The sequence below is a fragment of the Lysinibacillus pakistanensis genome, assembly GCF_030123245.1.
In the GTDB taxonomy this organism is placed as follows: Bacteria; Bacillota; Bacilli; order Bacillales_A; family Planococcaceae; genus Lysinibacillus; species Lysinibacillus pakistanensis.
In genome coordinates, this window is record NZ_CP126101.1 from 4,563,280 (window position 1) to 4,585,083 (window position 21,804).

The following is a 21,804-nucleotide window of genomic DNA, read 5'->3' on the forward strand; positions in this document are numbered from 1 at the left end:
TTAGAGCTATTTATGTAAGATTACCTATTAAAACAGCAGCTACAAAACTGTAGCTGCTGTTTTAAAATATCCATTTATTCTCTATATTTATTTGTTAGTCCTCTTAAAAAGTTTCTCACGAATCGATCGCCACATTCCTTATAGTTGCGATGACTTGGATTTCTTAAAATGGCACCTAATTCACCTTTCGAAACATTAACACCGCCATCATATAAAATATCCAACATATCCTCACTTGTTAATGCTAAAGCAATTTTTACTTTCTTTAATAGCATATTATTAGGACTTTCTTTTCCTGAAATCAGTTGTGCTCCCTCAGCTTGTCCAGGCTTAGATGGCTGTGGCCCTCGCTTGAATGTGATGAGCCCATTCAAGAAAGCTTCAAGCATTTTATTATTACATTTGATGTATTCTTCTGGTGCTTCTTCCTCATCATTAACTTTAATAAGCATGTTCAAAACTTCATCTTTTGTAAAGTCCATGCCACCTAGCTTAAAAATTTTAACCATATCTGTATTTTTGATATCTAATGCATATCTTAAACGAATTAAAATATCATTATTCGTCATTTAATAACCTCCATTTACTTAGAAAAAACTAAAATTTAATTAAGTTTCACTTTATTATAGCAGAGACATTCACATTTTTAGCTATCTTTCCACAAAGTTACTTTACTATAGTAATTAGAATATGCATTTTCCTAAGTTAAATGTATGAATCGCTCACTCTCGACCATTCTAATCACAAGGAGGTGAGCAAAATGGCTATTCGTAGTTCCAATAAACTTCAAGTACCTGGTGTACAAGAAGCTGTTGATCAATTAAAGTATGAAATCGCACAAGAATTTAATGTACAGTTAGGGCCTGAAGCCTCTTCTCGCGCAAACGGCTCAGTCGGAGGAGAAATAACAAAACGCCTCGTGGAAATGGCTGAAAAACGTTCAAAAGGTTTATTATAATAACAATAAAAAAGAACGAATCCCTTTTGTTTGGAATTCGTTCTTTCATATTTTATTAATAATTAATTTTTTCATCACTCCAAGTTTTCTTGAATAAGTTCACTTAATTCATTATCGCTCTCAATAGGCATAAGTTTGTACATAATTGACTCTCCTTTTTATGATAAGGGTAACATCTATTACAGGGTTTTATGAAATAATAGATTGATCGTTAACTCGGTAATTCAATAAAATTTTGAGCAAATTGATAGATTAAATGAGCAGGTACAGCTAAGTTAAGATTCTGACCATCATTAAAGCCTGCTGTAATCAACCCTACCAATCTTCCTTGCATATCCAATAAAGCACCACCTGAACTTCCGTTTGAAATGGCCGCCGTAAATTGAATCATAGACATATCTCGAATATCCCGAAACCCAGAAACAATACCATCAGAAACGGAATTAAATAATCCTAGAGGACTGCCAATAGCAACTATTTTCTGTCCTCGAACTAATGGACCTTCAACTTTAACAGGTAAAGGCTTGCTTACTCTATCTACCTTCAGAATGGCTAAATCATGCATATCATGATATTTTACAAACTGATGAGTTATATATTCGTTCGTATCGTTTTCATATAGTACAGAATAATATTCACCACCACTCACAACATGCAGGTTTGTTAAAATATACCCATCTTGATGAAGAACGACACCAGAACCAAAGCACAACACCTCATGATCCGCTCCAAACGTTTTAATCATTACAACAGATGTGGCTAAAGAGGCTAATTGCTCATAGCTACATTCTTCCGTCGTTTTATTCTGAACTGGAAGACTTATTGCTTGTTGAGATAGTGTACTCTTTCTAGTTTGAGGCTTTGGTATTACCACTTCCTTTTCGTAGAAACCGCGACACTTATATACAGTAGATGATGCTGCAATGATTGGAAGCAAATTTGGAATGTCTTCTTTAGGATTCATATAACAGATATCACAACCAAGTGTAGATAAGAAATATAAGAATAATAATTCATGCTGTGTAATGCTACCAACAAAAACAATTTTCTGCACTGTTTGGTTATCTTCAGAAAAAATTTGAGGCAAATAATAATCCATCCAGTATAAAAATTTTACTGCAAAATTTTTTAATAAAGTTTCATTGGCGTTTGGCTGATTTTCTTTATACATTTGGATGATTTCTTTAAAGCTAATTTTTTTTGTCCATTCAAGATGAGCTTTCTGTAATTTACCACATAAAGGTGTCTCGTAAAGTAACGCAGGGTTATTAACCACGACTTGCCAATTCCCCCAAAGCTCTGAAAATCTATCTACATCTTTTTTATTGGTGATGACCTCAAGCTTATGTAATCGTAAATAAAGCACACTTTCCTTTTTAGCATAAAAATACTCATCCATTTTTAAAATATCTTCTCTATAAAGATCGACAGATTCAGGTATACCGATATATCGAAGAAAGACAACTTCTTTTGTAAGGGAGCTTTTGTATTGAATGTTTTCCATAAACTCCTGAAGAGGATTGCCTGGTTTTTTATATTTAATTTTTAAAGGTCTGGTTGTCACAATCATATCCTTCCATCTCCTACAGTACGTATATTTATTTAGCACTTATATACAATTCGTTTATATTCCTCTAAATCCTTTATTCATTTACATGAAAAAGAACGAATTCCTCCCAGAATTCGTTCTTGCTTAACTTCCCTTTGGCCTATTCTCTTGTGGAAGTGACATATCTCCATTTGTTGCTTAAAACATTCAAACAGCTCTAACTTCTTCTGTTTCAACACCACGATTTAAGGTCTTTTCTACATCATTTTTTAATTTTACAAGTTGCTCTGCTTCTTGAACTAGTTTTTCCATTGTATTTAACTCTTCATCGCTAATTCCAACTAACTCTTCAAACATTTCAACTGACTCTCGCGAAATAAAAGAAATATCCTTCATAGCTGCCACAATTTGAAGTGAGCTTGAAGATAATTCTTCTGTACTTGCTGATGAATTCGCATTATTTTCAGCAATAATTTTTGTTGTATCTACAATTTTTTCAAACATTTCTCCTATTTCAAGAATTTTCGTATTTGTTTGTTCAAATTCTTCTGTTCCTTGCTTCATCGATATTACGACTTTGTTCGTCTCATCTTGGATATTTTTGACAATATTTGAAACTTCATCAGCTGACTGACGCGATTGTTCTGCTAATTTGCGAACTTCATCAGCAACTACAGCAAAGCCTTTACCATGTTCACCTGCACGTGCTGCTTCGATAGCTGCATTCAATGCTAATAGATTGATTTGCTCGGAAATTCCTGTAATTACTTTTACAATGTTTCCAATTTCGTATGATTTTTCTCCAAGTGTATTGATTGCATCAAATGTCGTATTAATCGTTTGATTAAATTGCTCCATTTTCACCAGTGAATCTTTTAACTTAACGTTACCCTCTTGCGTTAATTCTAACGTCGTATTCGATTGTTCTGAAATTTGGTTTGATCTTATAGACAGTTCTTCAATAGCTACTGTAATGTCTTCGATAGAAGTAGAGCTCTCTTCGGTAGCGACTAGTTGCTTTTTTAATCCTTTACCGACTTCGTCAATTGCGGCCCTTACAGTATCAGCCTTTTCAGTTGCGTATTCCCCATGTTCAAAAAGATTTTCACCTTTTTCCTTGATCTTATTTGCGAATTTATAAAATTGTTCACCTATTTGACCTGCTGGTAATTCGTTTAGTCCATTTTGTCCTTCATTATTTAACTGGGCATGACGTTTAAGTGAAAAATAGCGGTAAGCAAAATACAAAGATGTACATATTAAAACTACAATAATCCCTAGCATAATGGCTTCCATGAAAATATCTCCTATTCTACTAACGTATTAGTGATGAAATTTTATAGTTCTTTTACAATGATGTAAATTCCATCTGCTACAGTTGATGGAATACTGCTTAGATGTTCGTTGCTTTCATATTTATGAACAATAAAGTTTCCTTCTATGTCTACATATTTTGTCAGGTCATGATACTTCTCCATTAAACGCAATGACTTTGGATTTGTCGCTTCACCTAATACTAATCTTAAGCCTTCTTTTCTTGCTCTTTTTACTAATATATCTCCTAAGCCTTGTACAATCTCATGACGATTATGCTCGGCAATTACACCTAATAAAAATAAATGTAACACCTCGCCATCTTCCATATTTTTTCCATAACGTTTTTTATAATCTTCTAAGAAACGTTTATCAATATCCTCTAATACATGCATGACTATATTCATATTAGAAAACGTGCCTTCAAAAATATCCTCTTCCATAATTTCAAGGACATTCGTATCTCCAACTAGTGCGCCTACGACTTTTCGCTCTTTATCTAGTGCAATAGCACAATATCCTTGATGAACATTTGCTTCAATATATTCCTTTGTAAATTGATAGAAATCTTCGTACGGGAGTTGTAAGGCGTACCCGATAATCGGCTCTTGAACCCATTTACCGGCAACTTCTACTCCAATAAATGTTTTTGCTAAACATTCTGCTGCCTTTTCAATTAAATCTGGCTGGTCCTTTGTAAGGATTTCATATGTATATAATTCTTGAATTGTTTGCATCGTAAATTCCTCTTTTCAAAATGTGACTATAGCTAATTAAAGGTTAACGAATTGGTAATTGCGAAACATTGTCGACCACAGTTCCTGGGAAGTTAACTCTCTCTAAAGCATTTCGTACTTGAACATATCCTATTTTAGAGGCTGGGCTAACAATAAATAGTTCTTTAAAACCTAGTGATGCGTAAAACATTAGTGTTTCTCCTAGCTCTGTTGAAACCTTTGAAGGAAGGGGTGATTGATAAGTTGCATCAAAAACTAATGTATATGTATTTTTCTGTACTCTAGCCACTGTTTCTTCCAAATCTTTTAAATATTGCTCTACAAGAGCTGCTTTAATAAACCCTATTACTTGGACGTGAACTTCTTTTTTTGCCTCATAAATCGCCATTTTATATTTTTCTTTATCAACGACTATCATCTCAAATCTCCTTTTTATTCTTTATTTGATATTGTTAGTATTATTCTATAAATATAAACATTTCAATATAATTACATCTATCATTACGATTGATTGTTGTCTGTTCTTTTATTTTTTCAACAAAAAAACTATCCTTGAACATAATTAGGATAGCCAAAAAAACGCTTATTATTTTGGCAACCCGACTATCATTATCCAAGGGGATTTTAGACTCGTAGCTTTGCGTCCTTACCTTTCGATAAGTTTGCCTTTTTCTATTTTATAAAAATAATACTAACATCACATTGATATATTACAATTACATTATAAATGACTTGTCAATTTTTGTCGACATTTAGTAATTTACTCCTAATAACATCAGGAATTAGAAGCATTTTAAATTTATGTTATAGTATTCATCAGTATTCTTTTTCAAAGCTATCAAGCAATGCACGCACTTCATCTGTTGATTTCGTGTTCATCAATTGATTTCTTAATTCGCCAGCCCCACGGAATCCTTTGACATAGATTTTGAAAAAGCGATGTAGCCCTGTGATGGAACGTGGCAGTACTTCCGCATATTGATCTTGAAGATCGAGCTGCAATCTCAAAAGATCTAGATATTCTTTACTGCTATGCTCTTTCGGCTCTTTTTCAAAAGCAAAGGGATTTTTAAAAATACCTCGCCCAATCATAACGCCATCAATCCCATATGTCTTCGCAAGCTCCAGCCCTGTTTGACGATCAGGAATATCTCCATTGATGGTAAGTAGCGTATTTGGTGCAATACGGTCACGTAACATTTTGATTTCCGGAATAAGCTCCCAATGCGCATCTACTTGACTCATTTCCTTTCTTGTTCGTAAATGAATAGAAAGATTGGCAATATCCTGTTTTAAAATATGCATTAGCCACTCTTCCCACTCATCTACATCCTTATAGCCAAGTCGTGTTTTCACACTAACAGGCAACCCACCCGTTTTTGCTGCTTGAATAAGCTCTGCTGCAACGTCTGGACGTAAAATCAGGCCACTGCCTTTCCCTCTGGTAGCCACATTCGGTACAGGACAGCCCATATTAATATCAATGCCTTTAAATCCAAGCTCTGCCATGCCAATACTCATTTGACGGAAATATTCGGGATTATCCCCCCAAATATGAGCCACCATCGGCTGTTCATCTTCTGTAAAAATCAAACGGCCCCGCACACTTTTCATGCCTTCTGGATGACAATAGCTATCCGAGTTTGTAAACTCTGTGAAAAATACATCTGGTCGACCAGCTGCACTTACTACGTGACGAAAAACAACATCTGTCACATCTTCCATTGGTGCAAGTACGAAAAATGGTCGTGGTAAATCACGCCAAAAATTATCTATCATTTCAAATCCAAATCCTCTCACTATAATACTGCTTCAAACTTTCGGTCAAAAAATATAAAGCTTCTTTTACACTTATATCATGCTTAATAACTTATTATCAAACACAAGTACTTTTGGACATTTATAATTTGTGAAAAACTATTGTGAAAATCGCAAATAAGCAGTTGATATAGATTTTTCTATATCAACTGCTTTTCTATTACGCCAACTCCAACCACGACACAGCTTCACAATCTAAATACCTTCGAATCACTGGATTAAGCTTTGTTCAGCATAAATTTAGTACTCTCCATAGTCAATTTTAGAGCCCATTCAAATACTTATACTAACTTCCTACAGATATTTCGCTCATTGGAGTTCCTTTGATTTCTTAGTGCTCAGCAAGCTATCTACGACAAAGTCAAGCTGCTTATCTAGCGAAAAGATATCATTGTAGAAGAACAAGCCAAAGCTCATATCGATAAGCCGACCATCCTTCACTGCCGGAATGTTATTCCAAATCGTGTTGTCTGATAAATCTTCCATTCCTTCAAAGGCAGAGCGGAACACATAATCACCAGCATACTGAGACAACACTTCGTAGGAGACATCCATGCTCGTCGCATCATTCTTGGAGGTTTCTATTTCCTGTTGCACGATTTCAGGTGCTTTCATTCCCAAATATTGATAAATAATCTGTGACCCCCGTCCATAACCCATCCCCACCATTACGGCCATAGAGCCTTTGTTACTTTCCATAATTGTGACTGTTTTGTCCAAGATACCAGCCTGCTGCAGCTTCTGCTTGCTTAGTTCCACCTTCTTATAAAAGTTGTCCAAAAGTACTTTAGTCTGTTCTTCTTTACCAAATGCTTTCCCCAGAATATCCATGCGTTCTTCCACAGGTAAGTCATATGGTATATAAAGAGTGGGGGCAATTTTATGAAGATTGTTGTAAATTTCTTCTGTTGTAACAATAATGAGATCTGGTTCAAGGGCAAGCACCGCTTCTGGGTTCGGTTGCCCATCCCCCAAAGTGGTGATGCCATCCAATTCGCTAGCGATTGCCGCATCGCCTCCTCCCACCAGCGTGGAGATACCAACAGGTTTTATTCCTAGAGCAAGCAGGTCGCCCATCAAATATAGGACTACGACCCGCTGCGGATTAACAGGTACTTCCACATCTCCTTTGAGGGTGTGCACAATTCTCGTTTGCGGCGTCTCCTTAGCTTTAGCATTTGATATTGTCTGTTGCGTCTCTGCTGGTCTGGCCGTTGTTCCATTATTCACAGGCGCATTCGATGTACACGCCGATAGCAACAACATCAAGCTCATGGCAACCGCCAATATTATTTCCTTGTTTCTTGTCTTTCCAAACATCAAAAATTCCTCATTTCCCTTAGATTTGACTATTTTATCTAGTTCTCTCTCAGTGTAATGAGGTTGATAATCGTTATCAATATCATTAATGTCCTTATCAGTTATCATTTTTATCCGATACTCACTTGGCGTCATATGATGATATTTTTTAAACATTCGAATTAAATTTAATCCGTCCACAAAACCACACCCAGCAGCAATTTCTTGAATAGTAGCATTTGTGTATTGCAAATGCCACTTGGCCGAAGCCAACCTTATCTCATTCAAATACTCCTGAAGACTTTTATGCTCGCGTTTTTTAAAAAGCCTAACTAACTGGCTCCTGCTAATCGGTAGCATTTCAATAAGTTTTTGAATGGACACAGGTTCGCTATAATGTCGTTCTAGATATTGCTTGGCCAAAACCACATAATCAGGCTGGAAGTAAAGAATATCTCCCTCTTCCAACTCATTGTAAATCTCATAGACAATCTGATACAGTACAATCTTTGAATAAAATTGATTCAACACGGATTCCCGATTCCAATGGTCTTTCATAATCAAAAATTTCTCCATAAAAAAAATGGGATTCCCTGGTGAAAATCCATACGATTGTATAAACGGATTAATATGTTCTAACAAACGATAAATTTCTCTTTTGTAAAAAGGCGGAGTTTCTGCTCTATACAGCACCATGTAAGTCTCTAGACTTCTGCTTGTAGGATGAATCGATAATTCAGTTCCTTTCCCTCCATGAAAAATACCAAAACGTTCCGATTGATATAATGTGTGATCCAGTTTTACGTTAGCCGTTCCACCACAGGTATACACCAGCATACTAGTCGGCATCCTGTAACTTTGAATCGGCTTGTCCGGATGAAGCAACTTGTAACGAACATCTATTAATGAAATGGATGAGCGTGTCCATAGCCGAACAGCCATATCGATCATTTCTTTTGTAAAGTGGTTAGTTGAATCCATATCTTCCGACAACTACCTTCACTCCTTCAATCCATATCATAATTGTATGGTAATATAAATGATAATGATTATCAACTTCAAAGTAATTTCTTTCCTACTTATCTTCTACTGTACATGCGATCTAAAATACACAAAAGCACGAGCGCTGAATACGTTCGTGCTTTATCAAGCAGGTAAATGCGGTTCATAAATACTACTTCCTCACAAGCTAAACACAGCACTCTACATGTGTGCTGTTGGATTTCATTTTTTATAATATAGTTTTGAGCATATCTAACGGACTTACTTCTTCATTTGGATAAGCCTGTTTCATTAGCTAAATAGTTTTTTTCAGCTTCTTTTATTAGAGTGCTTCATTTTCAACGCATGCCTTAAAATAAAATAAAATTTTTATAAAGCATTACTAGATGAGCCTAAAGACAATCAAGTTCTTTTATTATACTAACTCCAACCAAGCAACCGCTTCACAATGAGCGGAGTGTATGTAGCAACATTTGAGCCCTGAAGGGTTTACCTTCTTAATTCATATCCAAAAATAACATATAAAAAAGGCAATTCAAGATAATAGTAAGATATCATAAAGCAATCGGATCATAAACTCTTTGATCTTTGATATCAAACACATTTTCTTGAATTGCCCAACAAATAATTAATTCGATTCTACATTCTCATCTTTTGAGTAATTATACTGAGAAGGATCAACCGGTGTATAACCTTTTGGTGTATAGAATCTCAATAAATCACCATTCACGACTTTATCAGACAAATACAACTTATGATCTACTTCATTTTTGATCGTTTTCGCAGACTCTAATTGACTATCATCTAGTAATAATCCTGTTTTATTATCATAAAACTTTTCATTAATTGAATAAATCGTTGGACTGACAAAATCGCCATTTCTAAATGGCACAATTTCATCATGCTCTTCTGATAATAAATCTGAACCAAATTGAACAAATTTTTGCGTATCAATTCCTAGTAAATGTAATACCGTCGGAAGAAGGTCTGTTTGGCCTCCATAAGTATGGTCAGTTCCTCCTTGCATTCCTGGAACATGTATAAATAATGGTACGCGTTGTAAATTAGCACTTTCATATGGTGTAATTTCTTTGCCAATCACTTGTTCCATCGCTGTATTATGATTATCAGAAATACCGTAATGGTCACCATAAAGAACAATCATCGTATTATCATATAAGCCTAATTCTTTTAATTGATTGAAAACCTGTTCGATTGCTTCATCGGCATAACGAGCAGTTTGGAAATAGTTATCAACACTAGGATCTCCAGTATTAGCTTTATCAATCGTTACTAAATTTTGATCCATTTTATATGGATAGTGATTCCCTACCGTAATTAATTTTGTATAAAAAGGTTGTGGTAAGGAACTTAAAAGACTTTGAGATTGTTCAAAGAAAGGTTTATCTAATACACCATACTCAGCCATATCACCTAAAGAATCTGTATTATAATAACTAGCATCAAAGAATTTGTCGTATCCAAATGATTTATAAATCACATTTCGGTTCCAGAAGCTTCCGTTATTACCGTGGAATACAGCAGATGTATAACCATAATCTTTTAGAATACTAGGAGCTGCCTGGTACGTATTTTGTGCTTTTGTAATATAAGCAGAACCTTGTGGTAACCCAAATAAAGAATTTTCCAGCATAAATTCTGCATCGGACGTTTTACCTTGACCTGTTTGATGGAAGAAATTATCAAAATACATTGTATTCTTATCTTTAGTTAATGAATTTAAAAATGGCGTAACTTCTTCACCATTTAATTTATAGTTGATAAGGAAATTTTGGAATGATTCTAAATGTAAATAGATAACGTTCATTCCTTTTGCTGCACCAAAATATTTTGCATTAGGTTTGGCATAGTTTGATTTTGTATAGTTTATCACTTCTGTAATATCACTACTATCCGCCAAAGCTCTTTGTGAAGATGCTTTCATCGTTTCAACTGAATCATAAATCGTATAGTTATACATTCCTAAATATTTCACAATATAGTTTCTATCAAAACCTCGCGTTAATAGTTGTGGGCGATTAGTTTCGGCTAGTCCTAAATTTAGGATTGATACTACTAATGCAAATGCAATGATTGTTATTGCTTTTTTATAGCCAACGCGATTCGTTTCTTTTTTAATTTTTCTTGAAAATCGTAGATAAAACATGACAAATACATCCACAAAGAACAAGATATCATAAGGTTTTAATAATGAGAGAACACTACCACCTAAATCTCCAAAATTCTGAGTTTGGGAAAGTGTAGGTAATGTAATAAAATCACTAAAAAATCGGTAATAAACAATATTGGCATATAAAAGTATAGACATCAAAGTGTAAATTATAACAAGTGATGTATATTTTCGTTTTCCTCTAAATAAAAATGAAAATCCAAGAAATAGCATTGCTGAACCCAGCGGATTTATTAATAAAAGGAATTGTTGAATGACTCCCTCTACCCCTAGATCAAATTGTGATAGTTGACTAAAATATGTTTTAAACCATAGCATTAAAACAGCTAATAAATATATTCCCAAAAAGTTGTGTAATAGGTCATCTTTTTTACTTACTAGATTTTTCATTTTTGCACCTACCTTTTACTTATTTAAATTAAAATCTAAAATAAGTATTGCATTTGAAAAAATGTTACTTCACAATAGTTTTTTTAGCGACTAATGTATCTTACTCCCCATCTAAATTTCTGTCAAGTTGTTAACTATCATAAAGACAATTGGTATAATTATTGCTAATTAATATAAATCTTGCCATGGAAAAAATGCCACGAAAATGTTATGTTACTAACATTTTCGTGGCATTTTAATCCGAGACTTTTTTTATCTCCGTTAAGTTCAATTATGCAACCGCTTCACAGTGTGTAGAATGTATGTGGCAACACATTGGTGCTGGTGGGTTAAAATTGATTCCGCTCTACTTTAGCGAAATACCAACATATTATCTCCAACTTTCACTTACAAAAAGAGCATCAATCCTTTAATAAGCGACTCTTTGAAGAATTATTTCATTATGTAGCTAAGTTTGATTACCTCAAGTCTTTTTTTTTTCTTCTTTTTGATTCTTTTACATAATTAATATAGTTTCCTATTCCTTCTATTGCTGAAACTGCAATGATGGCCCATTCTAGTGCATTAACATCTATTAACGATTCCTTTCCATAGAATAATGTAACGCTAGCAATAAACCCATAGAGAATGGCTTTAGAAAAATACTCCCAAATAGGAGAATAATTTTCTATATTAATTTTTCCGTATATTTTGTCTATTACGATTACCATTCCTAAAATTATAACTATGGTTATAATAAATTCCGTCTTCATAGTTCGCCTCCATAAAAAATTTTACAAATGCTTCATTATAATTTCTTCGAAAATATCTTAATCCTTTATGTACCGAAAAAGAACGAATTCCCTACTTGAAATCCGTTCTTTTATCATTTCTTTATTATTAAATTAACTCCAACCACGCAACAGCTTCGCAATGTGTCGAATGCGGGAACATGTCAACTGGTTGAATTTCCTGTGTTTGATAGCCGCCATCCTCCAGAATACGTAGGTCACGTGCAAGTGTGGCTGGATTACATGATACATAGACAACCCGCTTCGGACGTTGCTCTAAAATGGTGTTTAAAAGTGCCTCATCACAGCCTTTACGTGGTGGGTCTACAACAAGGACATCGGCTTCTTTGCCTTCTCTATACCAACGTGGAATTACTTCTTCTGCTGGACCTGCCTCAAAATACGTATTTGTAAAGCCGTTCAGTGCTGCGTTACGCTTTGCATCTTCAATAGCTTGTGGGACAATTTCTACGCCCATGACTGTCTTTGCTTTTTGAGCAAGGAATAGAGAAATAGTACCGATTCCACAGTAGGCATCAATTACTCGTTCATCACCCTGTAAATCAGCGTAGTCTAGTGCTTGTTTGTAAAGAACTTCAGTCTGTTCAGGGTTTACTTGATAGAATGAACGAGCTGAAATTTCAAAGCGTACATCTCCAATTGTATCGATAATAACGTCCTTGCCCCATAGATTTACGGTCTCATCACCGAAAATGACATTTGTTTTGTTACTGTTGATGTTTTGCATAATTGATGTAACATTCGGTAAAAGCTTTTGTATTATCGCAACGGCTGCCTCTTTTTGAGGGAACTTTTTCTTTTTCGTTACGAGTACAACCATGACTTCCCCAGTCGCACGAGCTGTACGAATGACTACGTGACGTAGCATTCCCTCATGTGATGTCTCATTGTATGGTAGGATACCCATTGCAGCTAACTCCTTTTTCAAGCCAGCAAGGATAGCGTCCGCTTCTCCTGTTTGAATTAAACAACGTTCCATATCAACAATGCTATGCGTCTTAGTTTTATAAAAACCTGCTATTGCTTGTCCTGCTTCATTTACGGAAAAAGGGATTTGCGCTTTATTACGGTAATGCCAAGGCTCTTTCATGCCTTTAACTGGAAGAACAGGCGCATTAATTTTACCAATACGTTGCATAACGTTCCGTACCATATTTTCCTTCCATTTTAGCTGCCCCTCATAAGATAAATGCTGTAATTGGCAGCCACCACATTGCTGGAAATAGTCACAAGGTGCATCCACACGATCGGGAGACGGCTTGATAATTTCTACAGCTTTGGCAAAGCCGTAATTTTTTAAGGTTTTCAACACATGGATTTGAGCTGTTTCGTTAGGAAGTGCGCCCTGTATAAATAGCGGGTAGCCCTCAACCTTTGCCACGCCATTGCCGTCATGTGTTAAATCTTCTATATAAACTGTTAGTCGATCATTTTTTTTCACGGGTGCTGACATTCATACATCCTCCATTTCAATCTTCTTATTGTAGCATGTGTTGGCGCATGAAAAAAGAACAAGGCTTGTTATTGTAGGAACTATCTTATGAGCAGAGTAAGTCCGATTGGCGTAATTTACCTGAGTGGATATATCTGTGAGATGAGCGGAACTACTCTTTGCCTGAGCAGTTTCACGTGCTACCTGAGCGATTCTTCTCTTGACCCGAGCAATTTTATCTTCTACCTGAGCGGTTCTCCCCTTTGCCTGAGCAATTTTTTCTTCACCCTGAGCGGTTCTCCTATTTGCCTGAGCAGTTTCTTCTCCAACATGAGCAATTCTTCTTTCCTTTAAAAGAACAGACCTAATCAGCCCTACTCTGCAGAAAAAGAGTCGCTATTCGCGACTCTCTTCCTGTTTTTTTGCTATATGACGATCTTTGGGTGCCCACCAAAACGCAGCGATAATTCCTAGAATTACTACAATAAATGGCGCATAAAACATAAGAAACTTTTCCATTATTCTTTCCTCCTATGCATGATTGTCTTCTTTTCCTGTCACATAATTTTTGTTGAATAGGAATAACTTTAACAATAAAAATAGTGATGGAATTAGCAGACATAATCCCAAAATAAATGCAATCACGAGTGCAATCGCCATTTGAGTGCTGGTGAAGCTATCATAAATTGTTAAATATGGGTACAGTAAATATGGATATTGTGCGATACCATAGGCAAAGAATGCTACTGCGAATTGGGCAATCAATAGTCCTACAGCCAAACCATAATTTTTTCGCATCGCTATTAATAGCACCGTAATAATAAATAGTACTGCTGAAATGGCAAAGAGCCACCATAAATCAACCATATGATTATAGCTCTCTGGGTTGATGGATTTCATTTCATACATAATGCCAAGCGCACTAACCATTAAAGGTGCGGCCCAGATAAGCGCATATTTTCGCATTAGATTTGTGGCTTCCTTATCCTTTGCCTTATGGGCATACCATGTTAAAAATACAGCTGAAATATAAAGTACAGCAGCTATGCTCAAAACGACAATACTCCAGGCAAATGCACTTGTGTAGAGCGTCCAATAATTTAAGACGGGCTGCCCATTTACAATATCAACATATCCCCCACCAGCAATTGCAAATACTACGGATAGAGAGGCTGGGATAAGTAAGCCTGCCACACCATATGTCAGTGTGTATCCAATATGTCCCCGTGAGCCATATGATTCAAACGCATAGTAGGAGCCTCGTATTGCAAGCAGCACAAGTGAAATACTTACTGGCACAAGTAAAATCGTTCCATAATAAAAGGCTGTTTGTGGGAAAAATCCTACAATCCCAACAAAGAAAAATACTAAAAAGACATTCGTCACTTCCCAAACAGGTGATAAATACCGCTTAATAATATTTGTTAAAATATGATTTTTCCCAATGAGTAGACTATAGGCATTAAAGAAGCCTGCTCCAAAATCAATCGAAGCAACAATGACATAGCCGAATAGGAAAATCCATAGTACTGATATACCTAAAATCTCTAATGTCATAGGAAATCACCGCCTTTTTCAGAATGGCGATCTTCAATTTCACGTTCAATTGGATTCTTTTTGAACATACGAACCAATACCACAATGCTCCCTATTGCCAATACAGCATATACACCAGTAAATAATAGCATCATTAAATCTACATGATCACTTGTAGTTGCTCCCTCTGGTGTTCGCATTAAACCATATAAAATCCAAGGTTGTCGTCCAACTTCTGCGAGCCACCAGCCAGCTTCAATAGCAATGATAGAAAGTGGTCCTCCTGCGACAATAATCCATCTAAACCAACGCGTGTGGATAAATTGCCAGCCACGTGCTTTCCCCAGTACGTAGAGCAGTGAAACAAGCGCCATGAACATGCCGATAAACACCATAATATTAAAGAGATAGTGAATATACAGAGGGGGACGGTCTTCCTCTGCAAATTGGTCTAAGCCAATGACCTCTGCAGTTGGATTATTATAAGCCAAAATACTAAGGGCATATGGAACCTTTATGGCATATTTCACTTCCTCACCATCTAACACACCAAAAAGTATAAGTGAAGCTTTATCTTCTGTTTCAAAATGCCATTCAGCTGCTGCTAATTTTTCTGGCTGATATTCTGCTAAGTACTTTCCAGAAAAATCTCCGATAATTGCAGCTGCAATAGAGAAAATCAGGCCAATCTTCATCAGTAATAATAATGATTTTTTATGATACACATGCTTAGAACCTCGAAGCATACGGTATCCTGCAATTGCTGCTAGGACAAATGCTGATGTCATATAGGCAGTCACAAGAACATGAGCTACCTTTGTTGGCATTGCTGGATTAAACATTGCTAAAAATGGTTGGATGTTCACTAGCTGCCCATCTACAATATCAAAGCCCTGTGGTGCGTTCATAAATGCGTTAACAATCGTAATAAACACAGCGGACATAGATGCACCAACAGCTACAGGAATTAGCAGCAACATGTGCTTTTTCTGACTATCAAAGCGATCCCATGTGTACAAATAAATTCCCAAGAAAATGGCTTCAAAGAAAAATGCAAACGTTTCCATAAAGAGTGGTAACGCAATTGTTTGACCAGCAAGTTGCATAAAGTTTGGCCATAATAAAGATAACTGTAAGCCAATTGCAGTTCCTGTTACTACACCGACTGCCACAGTAATAACAAAACCACGCGCCCAACGTCTTGCCATTAATATATAATGCTCATCATTCTTTTTATACCCAGTCCATTGAGCAATCATAATCATTAACGGGACACCCACACCAATTGTTGCATAAATAATATGGAACGATAATGTTAGCTCGGTTAATGCTCTACTCCAAAAGACTGCTGATTCATTAATCATCTCATTGCCCCCCTAACTTCCAAATATTCTTCCAAGAATGGAAAGTAGCATGATAATCGCAACACCGAAGCTTAGCCAAATGAGCTTTTTTTCCTGTGACTTATACAAAGGCAACACTTCCTTTCCCTTAGCTATACCCCCATTTTCCACTATTACAACGAAAAAAACCTTTAAAACGGACCGAAATTTCAGCCTATTATAAAGGTTTCAAATTTTGTTCAAGTAATATACGCACATTTGCCAAACATTTTTCTTAATTCATTCACAATCAAAAATAACTAAGGATTTTTATCTATTTAAGTGCCGTTTTTTAGCACCATAAATGAAGAAGTGACCTAAATCAGGTGACATTTATCTATTAATGAGTATTGTGGGTTTTTGAGTTTCTTCTTCTCCCCATTATTGAACAAAGAAGAACCAAACTCCTCTTAAGTAATTTCACTTAAAAAAGCTCTCTTGCACTGAAAAAGTACAAGAAAGCTCCTTCGTTATTTATTCAATTAAAATACGATCTTCCTCACGAATATCTGCAAGTGGTACAAAAATTTCAATATGGCGTTTTAGATTTTCAAACGTGGCAGGTGCATCTCCACCATATTCGCCATCTAGGTTTAGATGTATTTCATCTTCTGTTGTTACTTTTACCACACTAGCTTTTTTATAAATTACTCGATCATCATTTAAATGCTCGCCTCTTAAAGCCATTGCGGCTAGCTGGATAAATTCAGGGAGGCTTACTTTTTTCAATACTAATAACGTAAAGTATCCATCATTGATGCTTGCGTCTGGTGCAAGCTTTTCAAAGCCACCCACTGAATTTGTTAAACCACATAAAAACATCATTGCATCGCCATCAAAAACCTCACCATCATATTCAATACGCATATGAGAAGCCTTGAGGGATGGAATCATTTCTACTGCTTTTAAGTAATAAGCTAGCTGCCCGAGCATTGTTTTCATTTTGCTTGGTACTTCGTAGGTTAACTCGGTAATGCGACCACCAGCTGCAATATTGATGAAATAGCGTTCCCCATTTAATAAACCTACATCCACTGGCAACGTATCACCCTTTATAATAATATCTACAGCATCTTCAATATTTCGGGGAATATGCACCGCACGGGCAAAGTCATTTGTTGTGCCCATCGGAATTAAACCAACTTTTGGACGTTTTTCGAATGGACTCACACCTGAAACAACTTCATTTAATGTGCCATCCCCACCAACTGCAATAATGATATCAAAGCCACGTTCTACTGCATTTTTTGCCGCAATGGTTGCATCGCCTTCACAAGTTGTTGCATGACAAGATGTCTCATAGCCTGCTACCTCTAGTTTTTCCAATACTTCTGGTAGATGCTTTTTAAATACCTCTCGTCCAGATGTAGGATTATAAATGATTCTTGCTCGTTTCATAACATACCTTCCTGCTTCATAAGATTCTATTTCATTCAACGAATTATTCGCTGAAATGTTGCACTGTATAAATAGCAGATGCCTCTTAATTAACAACTACTTCAAAACTGATGTCACTTGTTTTTTAAAATCTTCATAAACAAATGTCCAATAGGATTGATTCGTTATATTTTCCTCACGAATTTCTGCATATAATGCCTTTTGAGCATCTTCAAATGTAGGATCTTCTTTATCGGGTAGTCCTGCTCGTTTGCTCACTACTAGTTCCTGTAATTGTGGTGCACGAGGTCCCCATTTGCCGATAACCTGTCCAGCATCATCTAATAAAAGATAAATTGGAATAGCGCGACCACCATTTGTTAAATAGCGATCAATTAAATCTGTATCCTCATCACGCAGTACAGCACGCATATCTAAATCTGCTGCTTCTGCAATTCGGCGAATAATCGGGTTGTTTAGCATCGCATCACCACACCAATCCTCTGTAATTGTTAAAATTTTAGGATGCTTGTCTTTTAGCAGCTCGACAAAGCCATCATTTGTTGGCACTTCAAAGCCATCATAAAGGCGAAAGCTCTCCTCTTTTAGCGTTGTCATGTTATCCATATATTGCTGAATTGAAATTGCTTCATTAAAATATTGTTGCTCTGTTTTCATCGTTGGTATCCTCCTAATGTTTTATTTTCTATTCTATATTTTGCTATGAATACTCCTTTTAGACAACTGTAAAGCTTTATCAATTTCGCACCTGTAGGGGTGGGAGACTTCTAATGAATAAAGATAAAAATAATGAACTTCTTTATTTATAACCTATAATTTATAGATAAGCTATTATATTACAGAACATTGTACATAAGCGGTAGATAAAAGAGGAGATATAAATTAGTTGTGATGAATAAAGCACCCCGAAAAACGGGACGATATTTATTTACCACAAGATCTACGGAGGGGTAACACTTATAATGATTAAAGAAAATTAACCTAATGCTCAGCAATTGTATCGCTCTTCACTTGATCTGGATAGAAATTAAGTGTAAGCCAAACTATAAAAGGAAAGATGGTACTAAGGCTTAGCCTAGCACCATCTTTTTTTAACGCTTTGCAATTTCTTGTTGTAATAATTTATTGACCATTGGAGGGTTTGCTTGGCCTTTTGTAGCCTTCATAATTTGACCTACTAAGAAGCCGATAGCACGATCCTTACCATTTTTAAAGTCTTCGATTGATTGTGCATTATTGTCAAGAACCTCTGTAACAATCGCAAGTAATGCACCTTCATCAGAAATTTGAACTAAACCTTTTGCCTTGACGATATCTTGTGCGGAGCCTCCATTTTCAACTAATTCGGCAAACACTTTTTTACCGATTTTAGAAGAAATTGTACCATCAGTGATTAATTTCACCATTTCAGCAAGATTTTCTGGCGTTAAAGCAGTATCTTTTAGATCCTTTTGCTCTGCATTTAAGTAAGCAGAAACATCACCCATTAACCAGTTGGCAGAAAGCTTAGCATCTGCACCTTTTGCTACCATTGCCTCGAAGAAGTCTGAGATTTCTTTTGAAATAACAAGAACTCCTGCATCATATGGTGTTAAGCCTAATTCTTCAACGTAACGTTTTTTACGTGCATCTGGAAGCTCTGGAATTTCCGATTTTACACGCTCTAGCCATGCGTCATCGATAGAAAGACGAACTAAGTCAGGCTCTGGGAAATAACGATAATCATCTGTTCCTTCTTTTACACGCATAAGGATTGTTTTTCCTGTTTTTTCATCGAAGCGGCGCGTTTCTTGCTCGATGACACCACCAGAAAGAAGAACATCTGCTTGGCGTAACTCCTCATGCTCTAAACCACGACGAACAAAGTTGAAGGAGTTAAGGTTTTTAAGCTCTGTCTTCGTTCCAAATTCCTCTTGACCATATGGACGTATTGAAATGTTAGCGTCACATCGTAGTGAACCTTCTTCCATTTTACAGTCTGATACATCTGTATATTGGATAATGGATTTTAATTTTTCTAGATATGCATAGGCTTCATTTGGTGTACGAATGTCTGGCTCAGATACGATTTCTACCAGTGGTGTACCTTGACGGTTAAAGTCAACTAATGAGTGGTCACCGGCATGTGAAAGCTTCCCAGCATCCTCTTCCATATGAAGTCGCGTAATACCGATACGTTTTGTATAGCCGTCTACTTCAATATCAATCCAGCCGTTTTTACCGATTGGTTTATCGAATTGTGAGATTTGATAAGCTTTCGGATTATCTGGATAGAAGTAATTTTTACGGTCAAATTTCGTTTCTTGCTCGATTTCCATATTCAATGCAAGAGCTGCACGCATAGCGAAATCTACCACATTTTTATTAAGAACTGGTAGGACACCAGGATATCCTAAGTCAATAACTGTTGTATTTGTATTTGGTTCAGCACCGAAATGAGCTGGTGCTGGTGAGAAGATTTTTGAGTTTGTTTTTAACTCAACGTGTACTTCTAAACCAATGACTGTTTCAAAGTTCATGTTATTTTCCCTCCCACATTTGAGGAACTTGTTTATGGAACTCCGTTGCTTGTTCAAAAGCATGAGCTACACGGTAAATAGTTGCTTCATCGAAATATTTACCAATAATTTGTAAACCTAGTGGTAGACCATTTTCAAAGCCACAAGGAATTGAAATGGCAGGTACGCCCGCTAAGTTCATTGGGATTGTTAAAATATCGTTTGCATACATTGTCATAGGATCATCTACGTTTTCACCAATTTTAAATGCTGGTGTTGGAGATGTAGGCCCAATGATTACGTCAAAGTCTTCAAATACTTTGTCGTAGTCTGCTTTAATCAGTGTACGTGCTTGTTGTGCTTTTTTGTAATAAGCGTCATACGTACCAGCACTTAATGAGTAAGTTCCAAGCATAATACGACGCTTTACTTCATCCCCAAAGCCTTGAGCACGTGTTTCTTTATAAAGGTCCATTAAATTTGTAACGTTTTCTGCGCGGAAACCATAGCGGATACCGTCAAATCGAGAAAGGTTCGAGGACGCTTCAGAAGAAGATAGGATATAGTAAGCAGCCAGTGCATATTTAGAGTGAGGAAGAGAGACTTCTTCTACTGTAGCACCTAAGCCTTTTAATACTTCTAACGCATCTAGAACTGACTGACGTGCTGCTTCACCAACACCTTCACCAAGAAATTCTTTTGGTACAGCAATGCGTAAGCCTTTGACATCACCAGTTAGTGCTGCTGCATAGTTTGGTACTTCTACGTTTGCAGACGTTGAATCATTAGGATCTAAACCTGCAATTGCCTCAAGTAAAAGAGCATTGTCTTCAACATTACGTGTAATTGGTCCAATTTGATCTAAAGAAGATGCAAATGCTACTAGTCCAAAACGCGATACACGACCATATGTAGGCTTCATCCCCACCACACCGCAATAAGCTGCTGGTTGGCGGATAGAACCACCCGTATCAGAACCAAGTGAGAATGGTACTTCCCCTGCTGCTACTGCTGCGGCAGATGCACCTGAAGAACCACCTGGTACGTGGTTTAAGTTCCAAGGATTTTTTGTTGTTTTATAGTATGAGTTTTCATTGGAAGATCCCATTGCGAACTCATCCATATTTAGTTTTCCGATCGTTACCATTCCGGCATCACGTAGCTTTTTCACTACAGTTGCATCATAAATTGGCATAAAGCCTTCTAGAATTTTAGAAGCACATGTTGTTTCTAAGCCTTCTGTTACGATGTTGTCTTTCACACCGATAGGAAGGCCAAAAAGTGGTCCACGCTCTTCAAATGGTACTTTGTCCATTTCAGCTGCTTGTGCAGTTGCTTTTTCTTCATTCGAAGCAAGGAAAGCTTGTACATCGCCATCAAGCTTGGCAATTCGTTCATATGCTTCTTTTGTTAAATCAGCGATAGTTAAGTTACCCGCTTTAATGTCAGCTTGTAGCTCCTTTGCTGAACGTTCAAATAACGTCATGAGGAATCCTCCTATTTTTTAGT

18 protein-coding genes and 1 riboswitch are annotated in these 21,804 nt (G+C 36.4%); of the genes, 1 reads left to right on the top strand and 17 read right to left on the bottom strand.

Annotated elements, in window-relative coordinates:
- Positions 1-74: 74 nt before the first annotated feature.
- A complete protein-coding gene (locus tag QNH24_RS22790) occupies positions 75-569 on the bottom strand; it encodes a YehS family protein (RefSeq protein ID WP_054772112.1) in 495 nt (164 codons plus the stop codon).
- 191 nt (positions 570-760) lie between these two features.
- On the opposite strand from QNH24_RS22790, the gene QNH24_RS22795 reads away from it, so the two are divergent.
- Entirely contained in the window at positions 761-958 is a 198-nt protein-coding gene (locus tag QNH24_RS22795; protein ID WP_054772111.1) for an alpha/beta-type small acid-soluble spore protein, read from the top strand.
- A 211-nt stretch (positions 959-1,169) separates the two neighbouring features.
- Here the strand turns inward: QNH24_RS22795 and QNH24_RS22800 are convergent, their stop codons facing one another.
- The 16 genes from QNH24_RS22800 to gatA form a co-directional block, all read right to left on the bottom strand.
- Entirely contained in the window at positions 1,170-2,528 is a 1,359-nt protein-coding gene (locus QNH24_RS22800) for a serine protease (RefSeq protein WP_283869676.1), read from the bottom strand.
- A 186-nt stretch (positions 2,529-2,714) separates the two neighbouring features.
- A complete protein-coding gene (locus QNH24_RS22805; protein ID WP_283869677.1) occupies positions 2,715-3,803 on the bottom strand; it encodes a methyl-accepting chemotaxis protein in 1,089 nt (362 codons plus the stop codon).
- Positions 3,804-3,844: 41 nt separating this feature from the next.
- Entirely contained in the window at positions 3,845-4,558 is a 714-nt protein-coding gene (locus QNH24_RS22810; protein ID WP_283869678.1) for a hypothetical protein, read from the bottom strand.
- A 43-nt stretch (positions 4,559-4,601) separates the two neighbouring features.
- A complete protein-coding gene (locus QNH24_RS22815) occupies positions 4,602-4,976 on the bottom strand; it encodes a hypothetical protein (RefSeq protein ID WP_283869679.1) in 375 nt (124 codons plus the stop codon).
- Positions 4,977-5,148: 172 nt separating this feature from the next.
- Positions 5,149-5,235, bottom strand: a riboswitch (cyclic di-GMP riboswitch).
- A gap of 139 nt (positions 5,236-5,374) precedes the next feature.
- Complete coding sequence (locus tag QNH24_RS22820) at positions 5,375-6,337, bottom strand: tRNA dihydrouridine synthase (RefSeq protein ID WP_283869680.1); 963 nt, start codon at positions 6,335-6,337, stop codon at positions 5,375-5,377.
- A gap of 348 nt (positions 6,338-6,685) precedes the next feature.
- Positions 6,686-8,668 (bottom strand): AraC family transcriptional regulator, encoded by a 1,983-nt coding sequence (locus QNH24_RS22825; protein WP_283869681.1) that lies wholly within the window; start codon positions 8,666-8,668, stop codon positions 6,686-6,688.
- Between the two features lie 637 nt (positions 8,669-9,305).
- A complete protein-coding gene (ltaS, locus tag QNH24_RS22830; RefSeq protein WP_283869682.1) occupies positions 9,306-11,258 on the bottom strand; it encodes a lipoteichoic acid synthase in 1,953 nt (650 codons plus the stop codon).
- 458 nt (positions 11,259-11,716) lie between these two features.
- On the bottom strand, positions 11,717-12,010 hold the full coding sequence (locus QNH24_RS22835; RefSeq protein ID WP_283869683.1) for a hypothetical protein: 294 nt from the start codon (positions 12,008-12,010) through the stop codon (positions 11,717-11,719).
- A 127-nt stretch (positions 12,011-12,137) separates the two neighbouring features.
- Positions 12,138-13,502, bottom strand: a complete 1,365-nt coding sequence (gene rlmD / locus QNH24_RS22840) for a 23S rRNA (uracil(1939)-C(5))-methyltransferase RlmD (RefSeq protein ID WP_283869684.1) — start codon at positions 13,500-13,502, stop codon at positions 12,138-12,140.
- Positions 13,503-13,877: 375 nt separating this feature from the next.
- On the bottom strand, positions 13,878-14,000 hold the full coding sequence (cydS, locus tag QNH24_RS22845; protein WP_283869685.1) for a cytochrome bd oxidase small subunit CydS family protein: 123 nt from the start codon (positions 13,998-14,000) through the stop codon (positions 13,878-13,880).
- A 12-nt stretch (positions 14,001-14,012) separates the two neighbouring features.
- Positions 14,013-15,038 carry a cytochrome d ubiquinol oxidase subunit II gene (locus QNH24_RS22850; RefSeq protein ID WP_283869686.1) on the bottom strand — a complete coding sequence of 342 codons (1,026 nt, stop codon included), beginning with the start codon at positions 15,036-15,038 and terminating at the stop codon, positions 14,013-14,015.
- The gene (locus tag QNH24_RS22855) at positions 15,035-16,381 is read right to left on the bottom strand and encodes a cytochrome ubiquinol oxidase subunit I (RefSeq protein WP_283869687.1); all 1,347 of its coding nucleotides are present in this window, start codon (positions 16,379-16,381) and stop codon (positions 15,035-15,037) included. Before QNH24_RS22855 ends, QNH24_RS22850 begins: the two co-directional genes overlap by 4 nt.
- 492 nt (positions 16,382-16,873) lie before the next feature.
- Positions 16,874-17,797, bottom strand: a complete 924-nt coding sequence (locus tag QNH24_RS22860; RefSeq protein ID WP_283869688.1) for a diacylglycerol kinase — start codon at positions 17,795-17,797, stop codon at positions 16,874-16,876.
- A gap of 96 nt (positions 17,798-17,893) precedes the next feature.
- On the bottom strand, positions 17,894-18,454 hold the full coding sequence (locus QNH24_RS22865) for a thioredoxin family protein (protein WP_283869689.1): 561 nt from the start codon (positions 18,452-18,454) through the stop codon (positions 17,894-17,896).
- Between the two features lie 434 nt (positions 18,455-18,888).
- Entirely contained in the window at positions 18,889-20,316 is a 1,428-nt protein-coding gene (gene gatB, locus QNH24_RS22870; RefSeq protein ID WP_283869690.1) for an Asp-tRNA(Asn)/Glu-tRNA(Gln) amidotransferase subunit GatB, read from the bottom strand.
- Position 20,317: 1 nt separating this feature from the next.
- On the bottom strand, positions 20,318-21,781 hold the full coding sequence (gatA, locus tag QNH24_RS22875; protein WP_283869691.1) for an Asp-tRNA(Asn)/Glu-tRNA(Gln) amidotransferase subunit GatA: 1,464 nt from the start codon (positions 21,779-21,781) through the stop codon (positions 20,318-20,320).
- Positions 21,782-21,804 lie beyond the last annotated feature (23 nt).